This is a genomic window from Chryseobacterium sp. 27AL (assembly GCF_057815395.1).
The window spans coordinates 46,605-70,745 of record NZ_JBYRIW010000001.1; the positions used below are offsets into that span (position 1 = coordinate 46,605).

At 36.7% G+C, this 24,141-nt stretch carries 19 protein-coding genes; 12 read left to right on the top strand and 7 right to left on the bottom strand.

Annotated features, from left to right (window positions below):
* Positions 1-18: 18 nt before the first annotated feature.
* Both AC3WV0_RS00215 and AC3WV0_RS00220 read right to left on the bottom strand, forming a co-directional pair.
* Positions 19-1,320, bottom strand: a complete 1,302-nt coding sequence (locus tag AC3WV0_RS00215) for a helix-hairpin-helix domain-containing protein (protein ID WP_488842899.1) — start codon at positions 1,318-1,320, stop codon at positions 19-21.
* 128 nt (positions 1,321-1,448) lie between these two features.
* Positions 1,449-1,793 carry a MerR family transcriptional regulator gene (locus AC3WV0_RS00220; RefSeq protein WP_029294276.1) on the bottom strand — a complete coding sequence of 115 codons (345 nt, stop codon included), beginning with the start codon at positions 1,791-1,793 and terminating at the stop codon, positions 1,449-1,451.
* A gap of 160 nt (positions 1,794-1,953) precedes the next feature.
* Here AC3WV0_RS00220 and AC3WV0_RS00225 point away from each other — a divergent pair, with 160 nt between their 5' ends.
* Complete coding sequence (locus AC3WV0_RS00225) at positions 1,954-2,835, top strand: AraC family transcriptional regulator (RefSeq protein ID WP_488842901.1); 882 nt, start codon at positions 1,954-1,956, stop codon at positions 2,833-2,835.
* 4 nt (positions 2,836-2,839) lie between these two features.
* Here the strand turns inward: AC3WV0_RS00225 and ccoG are convergent, their stop codons facing one another.
* Positions 2,840-4,282, bottom strand: a complete 1,443-nt coding sequence (gene ccoG, locus AC3WV0_RS00230) for a cytochrome c oxidase accessory protein CcoG (RefSeq protein WP_488842903.1) — start codon at positions 4,280-4,282, stop codon at positions 2,840-2,842.
* Between the two features lie 209 nt (positions 4,283-4,491).
* On the opposite strand from ccoG, the gene AC3WV0_RS00235 reads away from it, so the two are divergent.
* Positions 4,492-5,385 (top strand): SMP-30/gluconolactonase/LRE family protein, encoded by an 894-nt coding sequence (locus tag AC3WV0_RS00235; protein ID WP_488842905.1) that lies wholly within the window; start codon positions 4,492-4,494, stop codon positions 5,383-5,385.
* Positions 5,386-5,452: 67 nt separating this feature from the next.
* Here AC3WV0_RS00235 and AC3WV0_RS00240 read toward each other — a convergent pair whose 3' ends face one another.
* From AC3WV0_RS00240 to AC3WV0_RS00250, 3 genes are all read right to left on the bottom strand, one after another.
* Entirely contained in the window at positions 5,453-6,760 is a 1,308-nt protein-coding gene (locus AC3WV0_RS00240) for a DEAD/DEAH box helicase (RefSeq protein ID WP_488842907.1), read from the bottom strand.
* 573 nt (positions 6,761-7,333) lie between these two features.
* On the bottom strand, positions 7,334-8,443 hold the full coding sequence (locus tag AC3WV0_RS00245) for an acyltransferase family protein (protein WP_488842908.1): 1,110 nt from the start codon (positions 8,441-8,443) through the stop codon (positions 7,334-7,336).
* Positions 8,444-10,630: an alpha-N-acetylglucosaminidase gene (locus AC3WV0_RS00250; protein ID WP_488842910.1), complete on the bottom strand. Its 2,187-nt coding sequence runs from the start codon at positions 10,628-10,630 to the stop codon at positions 8,444-8,446.
* A gap of 349 nt (positions 10,631-10,979) precedes the next feature.
* Here AC3WV0_RS00250 and rpsA point away from each other — a divergent pair, with 349 nt between their 5' ends.
* From rpsA to AC3WV0_RS00280, 6 genes are all read left to right on the top strand, one after another.
* Entirely contained in the window at positions 10,980-12,776 is a 1,797-nt protein-coding gene (rpsA, locus tag AC3WV0_RS00255; protein WP_488842912.1) for a 30S ribosomal protein S1, read from the top strand.
* A 281-nt stretch (positions 12,777-13,057) separates the two neighbouring features.
* Positions 13,058-13,609: a hypothetical protein gene (locus AC3WV0_RS00260; RefSeq protein ID WP_488842914.1), complete on the top strand. Its 552-nt coding sequence runs from the start codon at positions 13,058-13,060 to the stop codon at positions 13,607-13,609.
* On the top strand, positions 13,597-13,758 hold the full coding sequence (locus AC3WV0_RS00265; RefSeq protein WP_488842916.1) for a T9SS type A sorting domain-containing protein: 162 nt from the start codon (positions 13,597-13,599) through the stop codon (positions 13,756-13,758). Before AC3WV0_RS00260 ends, AC3WV0_RS00265 begins: the two co-directional genes overlap by 13 nt.
* A gap of 197 nt (positions 13,759-13,955) precedes the next feature.
* Complete coding sequence (locus AC3WV0_RS00270) at positions 13,956-16,568, top strand: T9SS-dependent M36 family metallopeptidase (RefSeq protein ID WP_488842918.1); 2,613 nt, start codon at positions 13,956-13,958, stop codon at positions 16,566-16,568.
* Positions 16,569-16,692: 124 nt separating this feature from the next.
* Entirely contained in the window at positions 16,693-17,664 is a 972-nt protein-coding gene (locus AC3WV0_RS00275; protein ID WP_488842920.1) for an EamA family transporter, read from the top strand.
* Between the two features lie 88 nt (positions 17,665-17,752).
* Positions 17,753-18,745, top strand: a complete 993-nt coding sequence (locus tag AC3WV0_RS00280) for an alpha/beta fold hydrolase (protein ID WP_488842921.1) — start codon at positions 17,753-17,755, stop codon at positions 18,743-18,745.
* A 60-nt stretch (positions 18,746-18,805) separates the two neighbouring features.
* On the opposite strand, the gene AC3WV0_RS00285 is transcribed toward AC3WV0_RS00280, so the two are convergent.
* Entirely contained in the window at positions 18,806-19,768 is a 963-nt protein-coding gene (locus tag AC3WV0_RS00285; RefSeq protein WP_089999302.1) for a Gfo/Idh/MocA family protein, read from the bottom strand.
* Positions 19,769-19,901: 133 nt separating this feature from the next.
* On the opposite strand from AC3WV0_RS00285, the gene AC3WV0_RS00290 reads away from it, so the two are divergent.
* From AC3WV0_RS00290 to hutU, 4 genes are all read left to right on the top strand, one after another.
* Entirely contained in the window at positions 19,902-20,555 is a 654-nt protein-coding gene (locus AC3WV0_RS00290; RefSeq protein ID WP_488842923.1) for a protein-L-isoaspartate(D-aspartate) O-methyltransferase, read from the top strand.
* Positions 20,556-20,669: 114 nt separating this feature from the next.
* Entirely contained in the window at positions 20,670-21,653 is a 984-nt protein-coding gene (locus AC3WV0_RS00295; RefSeq protein ID WP_488842925.1) for a 2-hydroxyacid dehydrogenase, read from the top strand.
* A gap of 51 nt (positions 21,654-21,704) precedes the next feature.
* On the top strand, positions 21,705-21,995 hold the full coding sequence (locus AC3WV0_RS00300) for a hypothetical protein (RefSeq protein ID WP_488842927.1): 291 nt from the start codon (positions 21,705-21,707) through the stop codon (positions 21,993-21,995).
* A 155-nt stretch (positions 21,996-22,150) separates the two neighbouring features.
* A complete protein-coding gene (gene hutU / locus AC3WV0_RS00305; protein ID WP_488842928.1) occupies positions 22,151-24,136 on the top strand; it encodes a urocanate hydratase in 1,986 nt (661 codons plus the stop codon).
* Positions 24,137-24,141: the final 5 nt, after the last annotated feature.

Genomic DNA, 24,141 nt, shown 5'->3' on the forward strand with positions numbered 1-24,141 from the left:
TTTCAATAGATTATTTTATTATTTAAGGTACAGTTTCATTCTCACTTCATACTCGGGCTTTGTTTTCAATAGTTTCCAGATTTTCTTCTCATCTTTTTCGGTAAGTCTGTAAAAGATAATTTTATCTGCAGAATATTTGAAGTACGGATGATTTTTCAGCCATTCTTCAGGAGCATCCAGTAAGGTGTACTTAGGAACATTTGAAGTGTTTAGTTGTGCTACGGAAAGCAGTTTTTTCGTTAATTCAGGATCAATATTATACGTGGTTAAAATCTGTTCTTTATTGACGAACCCTCCTAATTTTTTCCTGAAACCAAGCATAGAACCAGCCGCTTTTTCATCGAAACCAAATTCAAGAAGCTGTTTAAAAGTAATAGCATTTAAATCAATTTTTGAAAAATCTGTTTTCTCCTGTTGCTTAGTTTCGATTTTTGAGGTTCCGTTATTTGCCATGGTAGCCGTATTTAATCTGATAAAAGGTTTTATCTCATTAAATTTTTCAGTGGAAATCACAAAACATTTTTGAATGTCTTCCATGCTTTTAAAGCTTCCTCTTAAATTTCTATCGCGGTAATTAACAATCGTTTGTGCCTGTTTATCGGAAAAGCCAAGAGATTTCCAGTCTTCAAGGGTTAAAATGTTCGGATCAAAAGGATGGTATTGAATCTTATCTTTATCGGCACTTAATTTTTTAGCATATTTATTATAATTTGACGGCGTTTTCTCAGGTAAGATCAGATACGGATTGATCTTTTCAAAGTTTTCTTCACTGATAATAAAACATTCTTTGAATTTTTTTTTACTTACAAAACTTCCTCCCAGATAGCTTTTATATTTTATGATGGCTTCCGCCTGACGCTCAGAAAATCCCATTTTCATCCAGTCATTTGCTGTATAAAGATCAGGATTAAATTTACCTGAAACCGTAATTGATTTTTTCTCGAAATTTTTGAAATGAGTGAATTTCGTTTCATGACCACTTTCCGGTAAAAGAATATACGGCGCAAGTTCTGTAAACTTTTCACTGGAAATAGCAAAGCACTTTTTAAATTGTTCTTTGGATGAAAATTTTCCTCCAACTACTTTCTTGTAATTAAGAATCGTGGCAATCTGTCTTTCGGTAAAGCCTAAATTATGCCATTGCTTTTCATCCAGCTCATTGGGATCAAATTCTGCTAATTGTAATGCATCGGAATTGTTGGTGATAAAATACACATCAGAAAAATCTTCTTTTTCCTTGCTTCTGTATTTTTGAAAAGCAAATAAGATGATGAGGAGCATTCCAATGCCTGCCAGCCTTTGGTAATAACTTTTTTTCATTGCCGTAAACTTAATAATTCTTTTAGTTATTAGCAATAAGCAGGTTATAAATGGTGAATTTCAGTATATAACTTCAGATAAATGGTTGAAAAAATAAATTGAGGTAAAGAATAACCTTAAAATTTTCCTTACTCGCTGTCCTTTTCAACAAGAGAATCTTTAAGTTTCAATAATTCCGCTTTTACAAATTCAAGTCTGTCGATCAGCGTAATGGTTTCTGAGATTTTGCTGTTTGTCGTAAGCGCAATTTTGGCTCCGTCAAGGGTGTAACCTTTTTCTTTTACCAAATGATAGATAATCTGAAGGTTTTTGATGTCTTCCGGAGTGAAATATCGGTTGCCTTTTTTATTTTTTTTAGGCTTAATGATAGGGAATTCCTGTTCCCAATAGCGTATCAATGAAGTGTTTACATCAAATGCTTTCGCAACTTCTCCTATGGAATAATACAGCTTATCTGGTAAATTTATCTTCATTTTTGGAATCGTAATTTTCAAAGATAAAAATTTTTTAATTTTCTTCAGCAATACTGCGCCTTAAAAGTTGATCTTTACGTGATATTACGGTATAAAGTCATTTTCTGATCTGACGAAATGATTATTGTTTTTATTATTTTTGGACTAAATTAAAACCAGCGTGGAATCTATTTCAGTACTCAATATTAATTTGTTTCAGGGAGGCAGAAATACCTCTGATTTTTATTTTAGTACTTTGAAAAAGCACCTGATCGTCGGTCACCGGCATCTGGAAAAACCTCATCGTCACGATTTTTATGCTACCATTCTTTTTACACAGGGAAAAGGCGTGCACGAAATAGATTTTCAGAAATATGACGCTTCTCCGGGAAGTCTGTTTTTCATGTCTCCCGGACAGATCCACAGCTGGGAGCTTTCTTCCGATATCGATGGGTATATCTTCTTTTGCTCTCAGGATTTTTATGAAATGCATTATGTGAATCAGAAGCTCAGAAGTTTTCCTTTCTTCGGATCGGTGCATTTTCCCAGGAAACTTCAGCTTGAGGATAAGCATTTACAAGAATTTATTTCGATTATTCATCATCTCGAAAATGAATATCATTATCAAAACCTGATGAAAAATGGGTTGGTATTGTCATTGCTGTCGCAGGTTTTTATTTATTCTACAAGGTTGTTTTCAAAAGATTTTGACCATCTTTCCTCTTCAGCGGGGCTTTCTTACTTTAAGCATTATCAGGATTTTGAAGATTTGCTGGAAGAAAATTTTACCAAAGAAAAATCTGTTGCATTTTACGCATCCGCTATGAATATTTCCCCAAAGCATTTAAACAGGATCATTCAAACTGTTGTTCAGAAAACGGCGACGGATCTGATTACTGAAAGAGTAATCCTGGAAGCCAAAAGAATGCTGATCTACCTTGATGAAAGTCTTGTAGAAATCGCTTTCCGTCTTGGATATGAAGAATATTCTTATTTTGTGAGAGTTTTTAGAAAATCTTCCGGGATGACTCCGACTCAGTTTATTAAAATGTATAAATCATAAAGCATTACAATACCAGCTGGAAAGGCCCTTCAAAAATAGTATCGAAAGAATCGACAAGATTTCCTTTTTCATCAAAAACTCCGATCGTCATATTTTGTTTTGAAAATTTAATCTCTTTTTCAGGGAAAGAAATGTTGATATTTCCTTTTAAGATCTGATCTCCTTTTAATATAATCTTTTCATTACCAAAGTACTGTATCTCTGCATTTTCAGGATTTAACACTTTTATGGTTAATGTTTTCTTTTCGTTGGATTTATTTAAGAGGGTATAGATAAAAGTATTCGTTATTTTTCCGTTTTTAACGAAAAATGTTGATCCTGCTGGCTTAATGAATTTGGCTTCCATTGAACCTCTGTCATACATCAGAAATCCTAAAAATCCGATCAGTAAAACCAAAAAAACAGCCGTTGCTTTCATTCTGGAAGTGAATGTGAATTTTTCCTGATTTTCGATCTCAGCCTCTGTGGCATAGCGGATAAGACCTTTCGGAAGACCTACTTTCTCCATAACTTCATCACACGCATCAATACAGGCGGTACAATTGACACATTCCAGTTGCTGGCCGTTTCGTATATCGATTCCTGTAGGGCAGACGATTACGCATTGGTTACAGTCGATGCAGTCTCCTTTTGCGGCTGCTTTTCGGTCTTCGTTATTTTTCCATTTTGAACGGTTTTCACCTCTCTTGAAATCATAATATACGTTGATGGTGTTTTTGTCGATCAGTACGCCCTGCAGCCTTCCGTATGGGCAAACCAATGTGCAAACCTGCTCACGGAGCCATGTGAAAACAAAATAGAAAATCAAGGTAAAAGCAACCATTGCAATAAATTTGAAAGGATTTTCTGCGGGTCCCTGAGAAATGATCCTGAAAACTTCTTCATAGCCAACGATATACATAAACATAAAGTTGGTAATAACAACAGAAATTACTGCGAAAACAGACCATTTTAACAGCCTTTTTCTGATCTTTTCAGCATTCCATTCCTGGCGGTCAAGTTTTATCTGTTTGTTCCGGTCGCCTTCGATCCAAAATTCAATTTTTCTGAAAACGCTTTCCATAAAGATGGTTTGCGGACAAAGCCAGCCACAGAAAATCCTTCCGAAAACCACTGTAAATAACATGACAAAAATGACTGAAGTTACGGCCCCTAAAGCAAGAATAAAAAAATCCTGGAGATAAAATGGCTGCCCGAAGATGAAGAATTTCCGGTCAATCACATTCAACAACAAAAAAGGATTGTGATTAATTTTCACAAATGGCAAAACAAAGAAAAGGGCAAGCAGAAAAAAGCTTGCATACTTTCTGTAATTGGTAAATTTCCCTTTAGGCTTTCTCGGATATACCCATTTTCTCTTTCCGGTTTCATCCATCGTGCCTACTGAGTTTCTGAAATTTTCATCATTTTTTTCCAGTGCCTGAAAGCTGTTGGATTGTGTATTCATTGCTCTATTGTTAATTTAATCCCGAAGTCAAATACTTATTCGGGTTATGCAAAGCTCATTAATAATGCATTTCTTTCCTAATATGATCTGCTCTTTAAATAGGATTATTCGGACATTTTCAGAATAGTTGTTATTGTTCAGAAATGAGAAAATAATCTTTGAATCTGTGTCAACAAATCGTAAATTGTGCGCTTAAAATTTAATGTTGTATGAAAAATATCCTGCGGCTTGCTCCGGTTGGTTTGGTTTTAGTATTACTAAACTGCAAATCAGTAAATACTAATAATATGTTTTATGAAGACGTAAAACCGGAAAGAATTTCGGATCAGTTTAAATTTACGGAAGGTCCTTCTTCGGACAAGGAAGGAAATGTTTATTTTACAGATCAGCCCAATGATAAGATTTATTACTGGGACTGGCAAACAAATAAAATTGTAGAGTTTTTAGATGATACCGGCAGAGCCAACGGGACACATTTTGATAAAGATGATAATCTCATCACCTGCTCTGATAACAATGGCGAAATCTGGAAAATTTCTAAAGACAAAAAAGTTCAGGTTTTGCTGAAAGGTTTTGAAGGGAAAAGACTGAACGGTCCGAACGACATCTGGAATGATCAATTTGGCGGAATGTATTTTACAGATCCTTTATACGAAAGAGATTATTGGGTTGATTTTAAACAGGAACTTCCTCATAAAAGTCTTTATTACAGAAGCAAAGACGGGAATGTTACAAAAATTGAAACCTTTACACAGCCTAATGGAATTATTGGAAGTGAAAAGTTTAAAAAACTGTATGTTTCTGATATAGATGCCGGAAAAACATATGTTTATGATCTATTAGGAGAGGGGAAATTGTCTGAAAAGAAGCTGTTCTGCGAAATGGGTTCAGACGGAATGACAATAGATAATCATGGAAATGTGTATCTCACAGGAAACGGCGTGCATGTTTTCAATCATGAAGGAAAAAAAATCTACCATATCCCTATTGACGAGGATTGGACCGGGAATATCACATTCGGCGGAAAAGACAATAATGTATTGTTTATAACGGCCAGCAAATCTGTGTATACCTTACCGACAAAAGTAAAAGGGGTGAAATAGGAAAAAGCTGAGGCTAAGGTTAAAAGTAAAATTCAGATAACACTTTACCTTAGCCTCAATCTCAACCTCAATAAGCCACTTCCATTTTCACTTTTTTGCCTTTGAGCTTTTCATTGGCAAGCTTTCTTAAAACGGAATTTACTTTATTTCTTGAAACGGCAACATAAGAAGTCGAATCTTTTACTTCTATCAATCCTACATCTTCTTTCTGGAGTTCTCCTTTTTTTAGTAGGTAACCCACAATATCTACTTTGTTGACTTTGTCTTTTTTTCCGGCGCTGATGTAGATGGTCTGAAAAGGCGTTTTTTCAGGAACTTTATTAAATCCGGCAACGCTTTCTTCGGGAGTATTGTTTTTAATGAAAGGGAAATTTTCATCTTCTGTCATGATCAGATAAGCAAAACCTTTGGCATTCATCCTTGCGGTACGGCCGTTCCTGTGAATAAAGGCATCTTCCTTCGGAGGCAGCTGATAATGCACGATCGACTCAACTTCAGGGATATCTAAACCTCTTGCAGCCAGATCAGTCGTGATTAAAATTCTTGCAGAATCATTCCTGAATTTTAAAAGTGCGCGTTCTCTTTCATCCTGTTCCATACCGCCATGAAAGGTTTCCCTATCAATACCTTTTTGTCGGAGAAGCTCTGAAATACGGTCAACAGCTTCACGGTGATTGCAGAAAATCAGGGTTCTTTTATTTCCGATTTTACAGATTAAATTGAATAAAGTATCCAGTTTTTCTTCTGGTGTTGTCATCACCTTTTTAAATTGAATATCCGGTTTTGCATCACCCAGTTTTAGAAAATCAATAATCTTCTCATTTTTCAGTCCGGTAAAGGCTGGAATTTCGTCCATTGCTGTCGCCGATGTTAAAATCCTTTGTGAAAGTCCTTTCAAAGCATTAGCAATAAATTCCATATCTTCATGGAAACCCAGTTCCAGCGCTTTGTCAAACTCATCCAACACCAATGTCTGAATTGTTTTCGGATCAAAATTATTGTTTCTTAAATGGTATACAACCCTTCCCGGTGTTCCTATTAATACGGCAGGAGCTTCAATTAAATTATTAACTTCAATCTTTTTATCATGACCGCCATAGCACACAGAAACTTTAAAATCTGTTCCCATCGCCTTGAAAACCTGTTCGATCTGTAGCGCCAGTTCCCTTGCCGGAACCAGAATCAAAATCTGAATTCCTGATGTATTTTTCTTTAGATTTCGTAGAACGGGAAACAAAAAAGCCAATGTTTTTCCTGAGCCGGTAGGAGAGAGTAACACAACGTCCTGGTTATTTTCAGTAGCTTTATAGGTAGATTTCTGCATCTGATTCATCTCCTGAATCTGCAGTTTTTGGTAAATCGATTCTAATTCCATGCTGCAAAGGTAGTGAATTTGGTACTGCTTGCCGTTGAAGGGTTTGTTTTGAAATTTAAACATTAATAAGTTCAGCGTTAATTCTGTTTGGTACTTAACCTTAAATGTTTAGGTTCATTGATGATCCGTTTAAGTCCTTTTACGTTCTGATTAGGTGTTTTGGCTAAAATTTTAAGTCTGTTGGCTAAAGTTTTAGGTTTTTCGGTTAAAATTTTAGATGATCTGGCCAAAATTTTACGAAAAACCACATCAGACAGTTGTATTGACTGTCTGATTCTTTTAATATAATTCTAAAACTTATTTTATCTAATAATTTTTTAAACCTAAATTCCTTAATGTTAAAGATGTATTTAGAATTTAAACAGAAAACTTGTTTAAATTAATTTCAGAATTAACCGCAAAAAGTTACAAAAGATAATCACAATGAAATTTAAAGTTTTCAAAAGAATAAAAATCGAAGATTTTTTAAGCTATTGTAACATTTTTTCATTTGTAATTATCAACTTTAAATAAAAGTTGAGCTCGCCTTTTGCAACTTTTGCGGTTATATAAAAGTTTAAACAGCCATAGACTCTAAATTTTAATATAAATTCTTTTTTTGTCGAGCCAATATCCTACGGCCCAGCAAATCATCATCACAGAAAAAGCAAATAAAAATGCCCCGGAATAATCGCCGAATTTTGCAAAAATATGCTGATAAATCCATGAGTAACTGTTAATTTTACCAATCGGAATATGGTACATGATGATAGGAAGTATTTCTGAGAACAGATAGATGGCTAACGTATTTTTCCCGAAAACTTCAAAGAAATAAACACCATTTGATTTTTTAAGAAAATCAGAATAATAGATAACTATTCCCAGAATCATTAAGTCTAAACCAACAGTTAGCAGCACATAAGAGCTGGACCAAACCTTCTTATTGATCGGAAATCCATAATTCCACATAAATCCTGCTGCCAGAAGAACAAAACCTGTTAAGAACAATTTGAAAAGCATTTCATAATTAAATCCTTTTTCCCGAATATATTTCCCCGTAAAATATCCTGCAAAAACATTCACCAATGCAGGAAAGGTACTTAACAGACCTTCAGGATCAAATGCAAATCCTTCCCCTTTGTATAGATGATTTTCTCCGAAAATTCTTAAATCCAGATCAAGAACAGGATTTTGATGAATGTCATATGGACCATAGAATGCAAAGATTATCCAATAAATAATCAGAATTCCGGCACTAATATATAAGGAAATTTTTGGTTTAAAATAATATAACAAGAGGGAAGCGATTCCATAGCAAATAGCGATACGCTGCAAAACCCCGAAAATTCTTGTTTCAGAAAAGGGAAAAGGCAGTTTGTTGAAATCTGCATCCAATTTATAAAAAGGAAACCAATACATCAGAAACCCTAAAAGGAAAATAATGAGAGTTCTCTTAAAAATTTTGTACAGCACTTCACGCTGGGGCATCATTTTCCATTTATCCATCGCAAAACTCATTGAGTTTCCCACCGCAAAAAGGAATGACGGAAAAACCAGATCGGTGGGTGTGAATCCGTTCCAGTTAGCGTGCAGAAGCGGTGCGTAAGTGGTTGCCCAGTTTCCTGACGTATTGACGATAATCATAAAACATACGGTCATCCCACGGAAAATATCAAGTGAAAGAGAGCGTTTACTTTTTTCCATCTATTTGGTATTTAAAATTAAAGGTGCGTATTTCTGGTATAATAACCTGCTGATTTTTTTTGTATCACCATGAGGCTGGTCCGGATAAATATTTTGTTTTTCGCTCCATTCCCAGGAGAAATCATCTACTTTTTTCAGGATTTCTTTTTCATCGACAGGAATTCCCTGTTCAACACTTTTGATTGAAGCCTCAATAAAGATTCGCCATCTTTCACCGTAATAATCTTTCATAAGTCCGGCAATAGAACGGTTGCCGTAGTCATTCAATCCTTTCCCTTTTTCTCCCCAGACGGTAATGATTTTCCTTGCATCCTTTTCATAATAAGCTTTTTCGCCGGGAATATCTGTCATCGCCTTCGCGTCATTAATCCATTTTCCAACCAGAAAATTCTTGTTGGCAGATAACAACAGGTCTATATCATTAATAAGATCCAGCATTTTTTTTCCTGAATTTTTCATTCCGGCAATATCTTTCTGACGATATGCTTGTGTGAAAGTATCTCTCAGCACCGGAAAATAATTTCCCAGCACCTGTTTTCCCACGACTGCGAGATCATCCTTATAGTTGTCAGTATTTGATTTGCTGTCAATCAAAAGTTTCCAGGCTTGCAGAAGATCTTTATTGTTGTAATTGATAGTGAAGTTGGTCGTCCAGCTGCCCGCTTTTTCAAAAACCGGTTTGGAATTGGTGAGATCTGCATTTCCCAAATCTGCGGATTCGGTATAGATTTTTTCTGATAAAATCTTCCAGGCTTCGGATATTTTAGGATCTGTATTCCCTGATCTGGCCGAAGCGTAGCGGGAAATAAAATCTTCTTTTGACTTTGAATGGGTCCAGGCTTTATTTAAAACAAATTCATACATCATCGGATTATTGCCAAAGCCTTCCAGTGTAGCGCCTAGTCCCCAGAGATTTTTACCTCCATTTTGATAAGTGTTTTCAATTCTTGTATCAATTTCAGCCAGATTTCCTTTAATGGAAGTATTTCCGCCGAAATTTCCGAGATAACACCAGATGTAAGGCTGACCAAAAAAAGAATCAGTTGTTTTCCATATTTCAGTTTTATCACAATAATAATCCAGAAGAATCATTTTATCTTGCGGAACTGCCTGTAGAAATGCCTTTATTCTGTCGTTGGTCCATTTATCTTTCTGAAAATAAAATATCCATCCCATCTGCAGCCATTGTGCTTTTTCATCTACCTTAGCCATTGATTGGTAAATATGTCCGGATACGTTTGCCAGGTCTTTTGGCTCCCAGCTGGGTGGTGTCACTTCATTAAAAGGATCCGTTCCATAAATATGATCTGTTCCGAATAATTCAGTCTGTTCTTTAAGAAATTCTTCCTGAATTTTTTCAAAAAGCGGATCAAAGGAATCTAGAAAATAGCTTTCGTATTTCCGGTCAAAATCTCCCCATTCTCCCAGTGAAGTAATTTTTGCATTCGGAAATTTATCTTTGAGAATCTTTGGTACATGTCCTGCAAAAGCTGGCAAGACCGGTTTCATATTCAGTTCACGCTCTCTTTTTAGAATCTTTTGCTGCAGTTCGGCCTGTCCGTCAATCCATGACATCGGCAATGGCCCTTCCCAGTGATCAATATTGGCCATTCTGTGCCAGGGAAGATATGCCGGACCGGTGAAGTAATTTCTTATCTCAACCTCCGAAAATCCGAATTTTTTCCAGACATTCAGCCATATTTTTTCCTGTCCGGTAATGGCAAGAGGAAGATTGACACCATTTAATGCCATCCAGTCGATGAAGCGTTCCCAGTCTTTCCATTTCCACCAGGGCATTGTGTAACCGAATGTGCAGTAATTCAGAAAGAAACGGTTATTTACCCGGGATTCGTTTTTTACAGTCTCTGAGAGCTTAGGAAATGTTGCGGGAACTTCTATTCGGTTATCAGCGTACCAGGAAACGGAGGTTTTGCAATATGTTGTAAGGAAAAAATTTAATCCTACCGCCATAGAATTTGCGGAATTTGCCGTAATAATAAGGTGATCTTTTTTATATTCAAGCTGGTAGAAATCCTTTCCGGAACCTGTTTCTTGTCTGAATACTATTTTGTCTTTATAGGTCGGAGCTATTCGCAGAAGAAGTGCCTTGGCAGCTTCGGTGGCATCTTGTGCATAAAATAAATGAGTAATCAGAATTAGCAGTAAAAAAGCGAGCTTTTTCATCATTCAAAAATTTAAAAGCTAAAGTTAAAAAAAAATATTGTCTCATTTTGATATTTTAATGATTAGCTATTAAGTTATTACTCATCCATTGAAAGGCAGAGTGAAATTCTTGAATTGCGTAAGTCGAAATCTACTTAATTGTTGTTTTAATAAATCTGAAAATCAATCAATTAAACATAAAAAATCAAAATTGCAAATTCTTGTTTATCTCAAATAAAATTACTATCTTTGCACCCACTTTTGTGGTGAAAGGTTTGAAAAGTAAATAACTAAAAATTAATTACTTCCGTATTTTTCAATTCACATTTATTCAAACCGTTGAAAGAGAAGGAATACAAATTTTATTAGAATTATGTCAAAAGAGACAAATTCAGCAGAATTATTATTAAACCAAAACGTAGCACCTGAACAATTTGACTGGGATTCTTTCGAATCTGGTCTTGATGCTGATGCTAGAAAAGAGAAAAGCGATCTTGAGGAAATCTACAACGGATCTTTAAACAACCTTGACGATAATGACGTATTGGTTGGAAAAGTTGTAAGATTAACTGACAAAGAAGCTATCGTAGACATCAACTTCAAATCTGAGGGTGTTATTTCTCTTAACGAATTCCGTTACAACCAAGGCCTTAAAGTAGGTGATGAGGTAGAAGTAATGGTTGACAGAAGAGAAGACAAAACTGGTCAGTTACAGTTATCTCACAGAAAAGCTAGAACGCTTAAAGCTTGGGATAAAGTAAACGAACTTCACGAAACAGGTGAAATCGTAAACGGTTTTGTTAAGTCTAGAACTAAAGGAGGTATGATCGTTGACGTACACGGAATCGAAGCATTCTTACCTGGTTCTCAAATTGACGTTAAGCCAATCAAAGATTACGATCAGTTCGTAGGTAAAACTATGGAGTTCAAAGTTGTGAAAATCAACCCTGAGTTCAAAAACGTAGTAGTATCTCACAAAGCATTGATCGAAGCAGATATCGAAGGTCAGAAAAAAGAAATCATCGCTCAGCTTGAAAAAGGACAAGTTCTTGAAGGTACTGTTAAGAATATTACTTCTTACGGTGTATTCATTGACCTTGGAGGTGTTGATGGATTGATCCACATTACAGATCTTTCTTGGTCTAGAGTGAACCACCCATCTGAAATCCTTGAGGACGGACAAACTGTAAAAGTTGTAATCCTTGACTTTGATGATGAGAAAACAAGAATCCAATTGGGTATGAAGCAATTAGAAGCTCACCCTTGGGATGCTCTTTCTGCTGACTTAAAAGTTGGAGATAAAGTAAAAGGAAAAGTAGTTGTTCTTGCTGACTATGGTGCATTCGTAGAAATCGCTCCTGGTGTTGAAGGATTAATCCACGTTTCTGAAATGTCTTGGTCAACTCACTTGAGATCTGCTGGTGACTTCGTGAAAGTAGGTGATGAAGTTGAAGCTGAAGTATTAACTTTAGATAGAGAAGACAGAAAAATTTCTTTAGGTATCAAGCAGTTAAGCAAAGATCCATGGGAAAATATCGAAGCTAAATATCCTGTAGGATCTAAGCATGTAGGAACTGTAAGAAACTTCACTAACTTTGGTGTATTCGTAGAGTTGGAAGAAGGTATCGACGGATTAATCTACATTTCTGATCTTTCTTGGACTAAGAAAATCAAGCACCCATCTGAGTTCTGTGCAGTTGGTGATAAGTTAGATGTTGTAGTTCTTGAACTTGACATCCAGGCTAGAAGATTATCTTTAGGTCACAAGCAATTGACTGAGAACCCTTGGGATGCATTCGAAACTAAATATGCTGAAGGAACAATCCACGCTGGTAAAGCAGTAGAAGTTCACGATAAAGGTGCTTCTGTACAGTTCGAAGATGCTGAAGTTGAAGCTTTCTGCCCATCAAGATTATTAGAGAAGGAAGACGGATCTAAAATCAAGAAAGGTGAAGAAGCTGATTTCAAAGTAATTGAATTCAACAAAGAATTCAAAAGAGTAGTAGTTTCTCACACAGGAATCTTCAGAGACGAGGAGAAGAAAAATGTAAGAGAAAACTCTAATAACAGATCTAATAATACATCTTCTTCAAACAATGAAGAGAGATCTACTCTTGGAGATATCGATGCATTAGCAGAATTAAAAAGAAAAATGGAAGAAGGTAAATAATCTTTAACCCATTTTAAAATATGAGCCACTCAATTTGAGTGGCTTTTTTTATTATTAAATTTTTGAAAAAATATTAAATAACTCACTTATTAAAGAATAATTAATATCTTTAGCCGAACCTAAATAAACTTTTTTAACTATGAAAAAATATTCTTGCAACAGCTGCTGCGGCATCTATAGCAAGCGAAGGCGGATCTTATAACGGACCAGCAGAAACAAATGTTGATGATCCTGATTATGGAGTACCTTAGAGGTCTTATTATCAGAGAACCGATTTTGGAATGTCTTCTTATGAAGCGGATTACTGGTCACATTTAGTTTCTGAAATTTGCGATAACTCAGGATGGGCAAATGTTAATTTTAAATATGAGCCCAATGGATGCGGAACTTCAACGGTGCAGATAATTAATGAAAATTATACATTGCCGGCCGGCGGTACATTTTCTCAGTTTAAATTAGTAGCAAGAGATCTTGTAACAGGACAGGATTATTCGGTTACCTTCGCGCCGGTGATGACTTCTGCTACAAGTTTTAATTATCCGCTTCAGCCTTCGGATTTTACTTTTCCATTGGGAACCGTAGGGAAATTTGTATTTTTTCTTTCTATGCAGTATGAATATCAGGGCGGAACATATGATGTAATATCTTGGAACGGATACCCGTATTTTGATTATGATCTTTATCTTACTACGGCACCAAATTGCGGAGTGACAAGAATGCCTCCTTCTCCAATTGTTTTGAAAGAAAACGATCTTAAGATAACTCCTAATCCTACAAACGGAGTATTTAAGGTTATTCTGTATAAAGAGCAAATGGTTCAATGCAGATTGTAGATTTAAATGGAAATGTGGTTTATAATAAAGTATTCAGAAATTCAAAAGAATTAAATGTTGATACAAGCACTCAAAGACAAGGGGTTTATTTAATAAAGATAATTTCTGACAATAATAAAATAATGACTGAAAAGATTATTAAGAAATAAGAATTAACAGTCTTTCATTACACTGCCCCGGAAAGTTTGAACTTTTTGGGGCAGTTTGTTTATATATTCACTTTCAAATAAAATTTAATTTTAAAATTCTTTTTTAGTTAACAATATAATATTACTCGTAAAATAATTTTAATTATATCATTGTTTTTATGCTAATAATTTGTAGATTAGCGCCTTTATTGATTTATATGAAAAAAGTAGTTTTACCCCTTTTATTTTCCGTTTCTACAATATTACCTTCTGTTTTGTCAGCACAGGACAATGAAAGGTTGATCAAAGATTATATTTCTCAAAATACATTGAAGGAATATAAAAAATCAGATCTGATTGATTTTATTATTGATGTGAAAGACCATTCTGAAAGTATGAATGGAGATATTGTAAAGTTGCAGCAATTGTATAAAGGTATACCTATTAATAGATCTATAAGTACGGCCTTAATAAAGAATAATAAGGTAGCAGCTTACAATGACGGTTTTGAGAAGGATTACAAAAGTGTTGATGCAAATGTTCCTTCTATAACTAAGGAAGCAGCCTTCAAATTTGCTTCAGCAGGAACTAAATTAGACCCAGCAAGAGTTACAATCTTAAACTTTAATGATGCAGATATTAAAGAAGATTTTGCAAAGTATAGGTTAATATATACTAAAGAAAATGATAACTTGATTTTATGTTACGAATTTACTTTTCCTGAAAGAAAGACATCAAATTACTGGAATATTCTGGTGAATGCAAACACTGGTGAAATCATAGAGAAGAATAATTTAAATCTTAGCTGTAATTTCATCGATCATCCCTATCAGCACTCACATGAAAATAATATAGTTTCTTATCCTTTGAACAAAAAAGATTATCCGAATAATCCTAATTCAAGCTTATTACTTTCTCCTGATAATGCATCTTATAATGTATTTCCTTTTCCTATAGAAGCTCCTACTTTTGGATCGAGATCAGTGGTTACAAATCCTTGGAATCTTACGGCATCTCCGGAAGGATGGCATTCTGACGGAACTAATCATTATACAACTGCTGAAGGTAATAATGTTTTAGCTTACCAGGATTTATACGATGATGATTTATTTTCAGGAGTTACAGTAGATGGTGGGGCAACAAGAAATTTCAATTTTCCTTATACAGCAGGAGCACTTGCCTTAACAAATCAGGATGCCGCTATTACCAATCTATTCTATGCAAATAACATGGTACATGACATTTTTTACAAATTTGGTTTCACCCCGGCTGCAAGAAATTTTCAAAAAAACAATTTTAATCTTGGAGGAGCAGGAAACGATTATGTTCTGGCAGAGGCTCAGGATGGAGCGGGTACTCCGGTTGATACATCTGTTAATCCTCCTATATCTAATTATAATAATGCAAATTTTGCAACACCGCAAGATGGTGGAAATGGAAAAATGCAAATGTATGTATGGGTAAATGATTCTCAAAGATTATTTTATAATGCACCGGCTACAGCTGTTAGTAGAACTCCGGTTTCATACTTGGCACAATTTGGACAGCAGATTACCGGAGTTCCGGTAACAGGAAATGTGAAATTATCACCTGTATTAAATGCATGCACGGCTCTTCCGGCTGGTTCATTGACTGGATTTATTGGTTTGGCAGAAAGAGGAACATGTGACTTTTCAGTAAAAGTTGAGAATATGCAAAATGCTGGTGCTATAGGTGCTATTATTTATAATGCCATAAATTCTAACCCACCGGGGAATATGGGAGGTAATAACGCCAATGTCTTTATCATGTCTGAACTGATTGATAATGAAGAAGGAGAATATATAAAATCACAATTGGCAAATAACATTCCTGTAAATGTATCGATGAGCTACAGTACAAGACACGATGGAAGCTTTGATAATGGAATCATGATCCATGAATACGGTCATGGAATCTCTAATAGACTGACAGGCAATGGTTATACATGTCTGCAGACTTCCCAAAGCAGAGAGCAAATGGGAGAAGGATGGTCAGATTTCTTTGCTTTAATGCTTACCAATAAACCTGGTGATAATGCATCTGTACCAAGAGGAATGGCTACGTATGCTCTTGGTGAAGGAATAACTGGTGAAGGTCTCAGACCGGCTAAGTATTCTCCTGATTTCGCCATAAATGACTATACTTACGGAGATACCAATGGAATGGCATTCTCGAATGGAGCAACAGATGTTCACTCGGTTGGTTTTGTATGGGCTAGTATGTTATGGGATCTACACTGGCAGTATGTTGCTAAATATGGTTATTCATCTGATGTTACAGCCAATACCACTAACGGAAGCTCAAGAGTTCTTCAGCTGATTACAGACGCATTGAAACTTCAGCCTTGCAGCCCTACGTTTATTAATGGCAGAGATGCAATTTTATTGGCTGAAATGCAGACTACACAAGGTGCAGACAGATGTATGATCTGGAGAACTTTTGCAAAAAGAGGTTTAGGGATAAATGCTTCAGCAGGTTCAAAACTTAATATTAATGATCAGGTAGAGAGTTTTGATGTGCCTGCAGATTGTGTATTAGCTACTGATGAAGTACAAGCTGTTAAAAATACAATTTCAATTTATCCGAATCCTGCTAAAAATGAATTCTTCATCAATTTCCCAAGCAAAACCTTAGGAAAAGTGAGCGTTGAAATTTATGATATGTCCGGTAAATTGGTATCATCTGAAGATAAAGTTTCTCCGGATGCTAAAAAAGCTATTTCTACCGACAGATTAATCAACGGAACCTATCTGGTAAAAGTAAAAGGTATCGGTATTGATGCGACTTCAAAAGTGATCGTTAAAAAATAAAATACCAAAAATATTTAATCAGCCCGGCGCAAGCGAAGCTTGCGCCGGGCTTTTTATTCATCATCAGCATATAAAGATTAATTAATTTAATAACCGTAACTTTGCAGGCTTTAAAAAATGAATCATGCAGAAGAAAAATGTACTGAAAGGAGTACTGTTTGTAGGAATTGGCGCAAGTATATACGGAATGCTGGCAACCTTTGTAAAACTCGCCTATCAGGACGGTTATACAACCTCAGAAGTTACTACTTCACAATTCATCTTAGGCTTAATCGGTCTTTTGATACTTAATTTTATTCAAACCATTACTTCTAAAAAAACACTTTCGTCACCAGGTTATGGGGAAGTCAGAAATCTTTTGTTGGCAGGGACATCTTTAGGATGCACCAGTTTGTTTTATTATATTGCAGTTCAGTATATTAATGTGTCTATTGCTATTGTATTGCTGATGCAGTCCGTTTGGTTTAGTGTGGTTGTTGAAAGTTTCATAACTAAAAAGCTTCCGAATGTAAGAAAAATCATTTCAGTTCTGATCGTTTTATTAGGAACAGTCTTGGCTACAGATCTTATTAATGCAGATATCGAACTTGATATAAAAGGAATTTTCTGGGGATTGATGGCGGCCGGTTCTTATACACTGACGATGTTTTCATCAAATAAAATTGCCACTCATCTTCCGGTGCTCAGAAAAAGCATTATTATGCTTGCAGGCGGCTCGCTAGTGGTTTTTTTATTTTTAATTTTCGCTCAGATAGGACCATTATATTCGGAAAGCTTAAAAGCTTTTTACCTTAATTTTACGGAGAACACCCATCATATTCATGCGTTCAGGTATTCAATTTTATGGAAGTATGGTTTTGTGTTGGCGTTGTTTGGAACTATCATTCCGCCGATCTTATTTAATATAGGTTTTCCCAATGCGGGATTGGGTTTGGGAAGCATTGTATCATCACTTGAATTACCGGTTTCCGTGACCATGGCTTTTGTACTGTTAGGGGAAAAAGTGATTTTGATGCAATGGGTCGGAATTGCCTTGATTCTTTTCGCTATCGTTTTAATGAATCTTCCTTCAAAGAAAGAAGTTGCTGTGGTGTAATATTTGAACTTACATTACATCAAAATAAAACAATGGAACTGTTTCTTTTGAGACAGTTTTTTTAATTTTAATATCAAAATAAATCTTTATGAAGTATTTTAAAAATATTGTGAATGTAATACTATTGACAATATCCGGTATGCTTTTTTCTCAGGTTAAACCTCTTGATGCCGAACTAACCAATTATCAATATCCATTTGAAGTGCAATTTCTGAATTTTAAATCTCAGAATAATGATCTGAAAATGGCTTATATGGATGTAAAGCCTGAAAAACCGAATAGCAAGGTCATCATGCTGTTACATGGCAAAAATTTCAACGGAGCATATTGGGAAAGAACCGCAAAAGATCTTTCTGCAAAAGGTTTCAGAGTGATTATTCCTGATCAGATCGGATTCGGAAAATCATCAAAACCACAACATTACCAATTCTCCTTTTCGCAGTTGGCTGAAAATACTAAAGCAATTTTGGATAAACTGAATATTGACAAAACAATAGTTTTAGGACATTCAATGGGTGGAATGGTAGCGACCAGATTCACACTTTTATATCCGGAAAAAGTAGAGAAATTAATTCTGGAGAACCCCATCGGATTGGAGGATTATAAAATATTTGCAGCGTATCAGACCATTGATCAGGCTTATCAGTCGGAACTGAAGAATACAGCACAATCATATAAAAATTATCAGCTTAAATTTTATTACGATAATAAGTGGAAGCCTGAATATCAGCAATGGCTTGATTTAATAGCAGGATGGACACTTCATCCGGATTATCCAAAAGTGGCCTGGGATGCAGCCCTGACATCGGATATGATATACAATCAGCCAGTCTGTTATGAGTTCAAAAATATCAAAGTTCCCACGCTTTTGATTATCGGAACCAGAGACCGAACAGCTATAGGAAAAGACAGAGCTCCGAAAGAGCTTCAGCCTAAAATGGGGCAGTACCAGCTGTTAGGCAAGAAAACGCAGCAGGAAATTAAAGGTTCTCAATTAATTGAGATTGAGAACGTAGGCCATCTTCCGCATATTGAAGTTTATGATAAATTCTGGAATGCACTATATGATTTCATTAAATGATCAAAAAATTACCGGCTGCCAAGAATTGGCAGCCGGTAATTTTATTTTAATGTTTAAAAATCAGGAAATAAGCTCCATGATCCGTAAAGCAACCTTGAGGGCTTCCGTTCCGTCTTCGATGGAAACTTCAACGTTTTTATTTTCAGTAATAGAATTTGCAAAAGAATTCAGTTCGTCCAGAATTGCATTATTAGGTTGAATGTCAGGGTATTCAAACAAAATCTGATTCTTTTCGCCTTCCGCATTCTCAATAATCATATCAAACGGAGTCGGCGTTTCCGGAGCATCTTTCATTCGGATAACTTCAGCTTTTTTCTCCAGGAAATCAACAGAAATGTACGCATCCTTCTGGAAAAAACGGCTTTTTCTCATCGCTTTCATAGAGATTCTTGAAGTGGTAAGATTGGCCACACATCCGTTTTCAAATTCGATTCTTGCATTGGCAATATCCGGGGTTTTACTCACTACGCAGACACCGCTGGCATGGATGTTTTTCACTTTAGATTTCACAATACTCAGCAAAATATCAAGATCATGAATCATTAAATCCAGCACAACAGAAACATCTGTTCCCCGCGGATTAAATTCAGCAAGTCTGTGGATCTCAATGAACATGGGGTTCTTAATATATTCTTTCGTAGCGATAAAAGCGGGATTGTACCTTTCTACGTGTCCCACCTGTGCTTTAATTCCTTTTTCAAGGCATTGTCTGAGAATCTCTTCAGCCTGTTCAAGCGTTTGTGTTACTGGCTTTTCAATGAAAAAATGAAGCCCTTTATCTATCGCTTTTAAAGCATAATCGTAATGATAAACCGTCGGCGTTACAATATCGAGCATATCGATCTGTTCAAGCAATTCATCAAAATTTTCAAAATATTTGTATCCGAATTCCGCTTCCAGTTTCCTGCCGTTTTCAATGTCTTTATCGTGAAAACCAACAAATTCATATTGATCTGACTGATTAAGGAGTCTTAAGTGTATTTTCCCCAAATGTCCGGCGCCTACCAAACCTGCTTTTAACATAGCTGTATTAAATTTCGGTAAAGATAAGAATTTTAAAGAACGGTTGACAGATGATAGGTTTTAGGTTGATAAATACTGAATGTTTTTTTACTTTTGTAAAAAATTACTACCTGAAATTTTAAACTGAATTTAAATGGCGCAAGACTCGTTTGTACACAAAGGAAAAAGAAAGATTTTGGTTGATTATCTCAGGAACAGGATCGGAATATCAGATGAAAATGTACTTTCGGCAATGAATGAAGTTCCGAGACATCTTTTTATAGAAAGCATTTTTGAGGATTTTGCTTATGAAGATAGAGCTTTTCCTATTCTCGCTCATCAGACGATTTCCCATCCTTCCACAGTGGCAGAACAGTCTGAGCTGCTACAGATAAAAGAAGGCGAAAAAGTGCTGGAAATTGGTACCGGCTGTGGATATCAGACGGCCGTTTTACTTGCCATGAAAGCGTTGGTATATACGGTAGAGAGACAAAAAGATCTTTTCGATTTTTCTAAAAAGAAATTTCGTGAAATGGGGCTTTATCCGAAATTTCAGAGTTTTGGGGATGGTTTCGCAGGACTTCCTACCTTTGCGCCTTTTGATAAGATTATTGTGACTTGTGGTGCTTCGGTTTTGCCGACAGAATTACTAAAGCAGCTGAAAGTAGGCGGGAAAATGGTGATTCCTTTGGGTCCTACGGATGAACAGGTTTTATACAGATTCACAAAAGTATCTCCGACTGAATTTGAAAAGGAAGAATTCGGGGCCTATAAATTTGTGCCGATGCTTGGAAATACGAATTTATAACTCTTTTCGTTTTAGCATAGAAATAAAGTCTCATCATGCATTGGTGAGGCTTTTTCTTTGGTGGTTTGCTTTTTGATGAAATATAAGCATCCAAAAATTTCAAATAATTAAACAATGAAAGTATTTATCAATAAAAGAATTCCGGAAATAGGAATCAATATGCTGAAAGAATGCGGTCTGGAAGTTTTTATCCCGGATCATGATAATTTGTCTCGCGAAGAATGGATTAGCTACTGCAAAAGTCACGACATGATTTTGAGTGTAGGAACGGAGTTTAAATATGATAAAGATTTCTTTAATGAATGCCCGGATGTTAAAGCCATTGCTTTGTATTCCGTAGGCTTTGATCATGTGGATATTCAGGAAGCCAATAGTAGAAAAATTCCGGTGGGGAATACGCCGGATGTCCTCAGCAAAGCTACTTCGGATGTTGCTTTTCTGCTGATGCAGTCGGTTGCAAGAAGAGCCAGCTACAATTTTGAGAAAGTAAAATCGGGTAACTGGGGAGATTTTGATCCGCTTCATGCGTTAGGGCAGGAACTTTACGGAAAGACATTAGGAATTTTCGGGCTTGGAAGAATAGGTTTTGAAATGGCGAAGAAATCAAAGGCGGCTTTTGATATGGAGATTATCTATCACAATCGTCACCGAAACGAGGAAGCTGAAAAAGAGTTGGGAGCAAAATATGTTTCTTTTGACGAATTAATTTCAATGTCCGATGTTTTGAGTATTCATGCAAATTACAAGCCCGAACAGAAAGAATTTTTTAATGCTTCTGTTTTTGAAAAGATGAAAGAAAATGCAATATTTATCAATACGGCGAGGGGAGGTTTTCATAATCAGAAAGATCTGTACGATGCACTTGCTGAGCATAAGATCTGGGGTGCCGGACTGGATGTAACCAATCCTGAGCCGATTTATAAAGATGATCCTATCTTAGAACTCTCAAATGTCTGTGTTCTTCCGCATATCGGTTCGGCAACAGTAGAAGCCAGAAACGGAATGGCAAAAATCGCTGCGGAAAATCTTATTGCTTTCTCAAAAGGAGTGAGGATGCCGGCTTGCGCAAATCCTGAAGTATATTCTGACAATTCGTAAAAACTTGGAATTATTTTTGTTTACTGTAAATCAACACTAAATAATTATTATATGATACCCGAAAACAGCGAGCAGGAACAGGAAAGAAGACTGGAACAGAGAGATTATCAGCCCAGTGAAGATATATTTAGCCAGGAAGAGCATATTTCTTTGGACGGAGATGGGAAGCCAATTTTTAACGAGAATACCGACGATGATACCTTAGACAAGGGGCTCGATATTCCCGGAGTTGATAAAGAAGCAGGAACCGATGATATCGGAGAAGATGAAGAAAACAGCTATTGGGGACTAAGTGACAATGATGATGACCACGAAGAGCAGAACGACGACTTGATAAGATAGCCTTACCTTAACCGGTAAGGTTTTTTTTATTCTGAAAATTTACCGATCTGTGAATTTTCACACATTAGTTGCAGGAATTTTTGAATTTGAATATCTTTAAAACTTCGAATTTTCGATCAACTGTAAACATTAAACATAGAACTTTAAACTGTAATATGACTTTCCAGGAACAGATACAGCAGGGTATTCCCACCACGTTACCACAGCCGAAACCTTACGAGACCAATATCAATCACGCTCCGAAACGAAAAGAGATTTTAGGGGAAGAAGAGAAAAGGCTTGCCTTAAAGAATGCTTTGCGTTATTTCGAACCTCAGTTTCATGCAGAATTATTGCCTGAATTCAGAGAAGAGCTTGAAAAATACGGGAGAATCTATATGTACCGTTTTCGTCCGGATTACGAGATGAAGGCAAGACCCATCTCAGAATATCCCGGAAAATCGGAGCAGGCTAAAGCCATCATGCTGATGATCCAGAACAACCTCGATTATGCCGTAGCCCAGCATCCTCATGAGCTTATCACTTATGGAGGAAACGGCGCTGTTTTCAGTAACTGGGCACAGTACCTGCTGACAATGAAATATCTTTCCGAAATGACCGATGAACAGACACTGGTCATGTATTCGGGACATCCGATGGGATTATTCCCTTCGCATAAAGATGCACCGAGAGTAGTGGTAACCAACGGGATGATGATCCCCAACTATTCCAAGCCGGATGACTGGGAAAAATTTAATGCATTGGGCGTAACACAGTACGGACAGATGACCGCGGGAAGTTACATGTACATCGGTCCGCAGGGAATCGTTCACGGAACGACGATCACGGTGCTGAATGCTTTCAGAAAGATCAATAAAGAACCAAAAGGCGGATTGTTCGTGACTTCAGGATTAGGCGGAATGAGTGGTGCTCAGCCTAAAGCAGGAAATATCGCAGGTTGTGTGACGGTTTGTGCAGAAGTCAACCCAAAGATTACCAAGATCCGTCACGACCAGAAATGGGTAAATGAAATTCACGAAAGTCTTGATGAACTGGTAAAAAGAGTAAAGAAAGCACAGGAAAATAAAGAAACCGTTTCTTTAGCTTACCTGGGAAATATTGTTGAGGTTTGGGAAAAATTCGATCAGGAAAATTTAAGGATCGATATCGGTTCCGATCAGACTTCCCTTCATAATCCATGGGCGGGGGGCTATTATCCGGTCGGACAAAGCTTTGAGGAATCCAACCGTATGATGGCAGAAGCCCCTGAACAGTTTAAAGATAAAGTACAGGAAAGCTTGAGAAGACATGCCGAAGCAATCAATAAGCATACAGCCAAAGGAACCTACTTCTTTGATTACGGAAATGCTTTCTTATTGGAAGCCTCCAGAGCCGGAGCTGATGTCATGGCTGAAAACCCAACACTGGGAAGAGAATTTAAATTCCCTTCATACGTTCAGGATATCATGGGGCCGATGTGTTTCGATTATGGTTTCGGACCGTTCCGTTGGGTATGCACCAGCGGAAAACCGGAAGATCTGCAGAAAACCGATGATATTGCCTGTGCGGTATTGGAAGAGATTCAGCAGAATTCTCCTGAAGAGATTCAGCAGCAGATGAAAGATAACATCCAGTGGATCAAAGGGGCACAGGAAAATAAACTGGTAGTCGGTTCACAGGCGAGAATTTTATATGCTGACGCCGAAGGAAGGATGAAAATCGCTGAAGCATTCAACAAGGCCATCCGGAACGGGGAGATAGGACCTGTCGTGCTGGGACGTGATCATCACGATGTTTCGGGAACCGATTCGCCGTACCGCGAGACTTCCAATATCTATGACGGTTCAAGATTTACCGCAGACATGGCGATCCATAATGTGATCGGCGACAGTTTCCGTGGAGCAACCTGGGTCAGCATCCACAATGGTGGAGGTGTAGGCTGGGGCGAAGTGATCAACGGAGGTTTCGGAATGTTGTTGGATGGCAGCGATGATGCCGACCGAAGATTAAAAAGCATGCTCTTCTGGGATGTGAACAATGGAATTTCCCGACGCAGCTGGGCCAGAAATGAAGGCGCGGTTTTCGCCATCAAAAGAGCCATGGAAGCCGAACCAAAACTGAAAGTGACACTCCCTAATTTTGTGGATGAAAGTTTGTTTTAATAAAA

Excerpts from the sequence above, each read along its gene's own strand:
- AC3WV0_RS00280 (WP_488842921.1), top strand. The coding sequence starts at position 17,753 with ATGAAGTATTTTAAAAATATTGTGAATGTAATACTATTGACAATATCC.
- AC3WV0_RS00260 (WP_488842914.1), top strand. The coding sequence starts at position 13,058 with ATGTCTTCTTATGAAGCGGATTACTGGTCACATTTAGTTTCTGAAATT.
- AC3WV0_RS00220 (WP_029294276.1), bottom strand. The coding sequence starts at position 1,793 with ATGAAGATAAATTTACCAGATAAGCTGTATTATTCCATAGGAGAAGTT.
- hutU (WP_488842928.1), top strand. The coding sequence starts at position 22,151 with ATGACTTTCCAGGAACAGATACAGCAGGGTATTCCCACCACGTTACCA.
- AC3WV0_RS00240 (WP_488842907.1), bottom strand. The coding sequence starts at position 6,760 with ATGGAATTAGAATCGATTTACCAAAAACTGCAGATTCAGGAGATGAAT.
- AC3WV0_RS00250 (WP_488842910.1), bottom strand. The coding sequence starts at position 10,630 with ATGATGAAAAAGCTCGCTTTTTTACTGCTAATTCTGATTACTCATTTA.
- AC3WV0_RS00265 (WP_488842916.1), top strand. The coding sequence starts at position 13,597 with ATGCAGATTGTAGATTTAAATGGAAATGTGGTTTATAATAAAGTATTC.
- AC3WV0_RS00270 (WP_488842918.1), top strand. The coding sequence starts at position 13,956 with ATGAAAAAAGTAGTTTTACCCCTTTTATTTTCCGTTTCTACAATATTA.
- AC3WV0_RS00300 (WP_488842927.1), top strand. The coding sequence starts at position 21,705 with ATGATACCCGAAAACAGCGAGCAGGAACAGGAAAGAAGACTGGAACAG.
- AC3WV0_RS00285 (WP_089999302.1), bottom strand. The coding sequence starts at position 19,768 with ATGTTAAAAGCAGGTTTGGTAGGCGCCGGACATTTGGGGAAAATACAC.
- AC3WV0_RS00275 (WP_488842920.1), top strand. The coding sequence starts at position 16,693 with ATGCAGAAGAAAAATGTACTGAAAGGAGTACTGTTTGTAGGAATTGGC.
- AC3WV0_RS00290 (WP_488842923.1), top strand. The coding sequence starts at position 19,902 with ATGGCGCAAGACTCGTTTGTACACAAAGGAAAAAGAAAGATTTTGGTT.
- AC3WV0_RS00215 (WP_488842899.1), bottom strand. The coding sequence starts at position 1,320 with ATGAAAAAAAGTTATTACCAAAGGCTGGCAGGCATTGGAATGCTCCTC.
- rpsA (WP_488842912.1), top strand. The coding sequence starts at position 10,980 with ATGTCAAAAGAGACAAATTCAGCAGAATTATTATTAAACCAAAACGTA.
- AC3WV0_RS00295 (WP_488842925.1), top strand. The coding sequence starts at position 20,670 with ATGAAAGTATTTATCAATAAAAGAATTCCGGAAATAGGAATCAATATG.
- AC3WV0_RS00245 (WP_488842908.1), bottom strand. The coding sequence starts at position 8,443 with ATGGAAAAAAGTAAACGCTCTCTTTCACTTGATATTTTCCGTGGGATG.
- ccoG (WP_488842903.1), bottom strand. The coding sequence starts at position 4,282 with ATGAATACACAATCCAACAGCTTTCAGGCACTGGAAAAAAATGATGAA.
- AC3WV0_RS00235 (WP_488842905.1), top strand. The coding sequence starts at position 4,492 with ATGAAAAATATCCTGCGGCTTGCTCCGGTTGGTTTGGTTTTAGTATTA.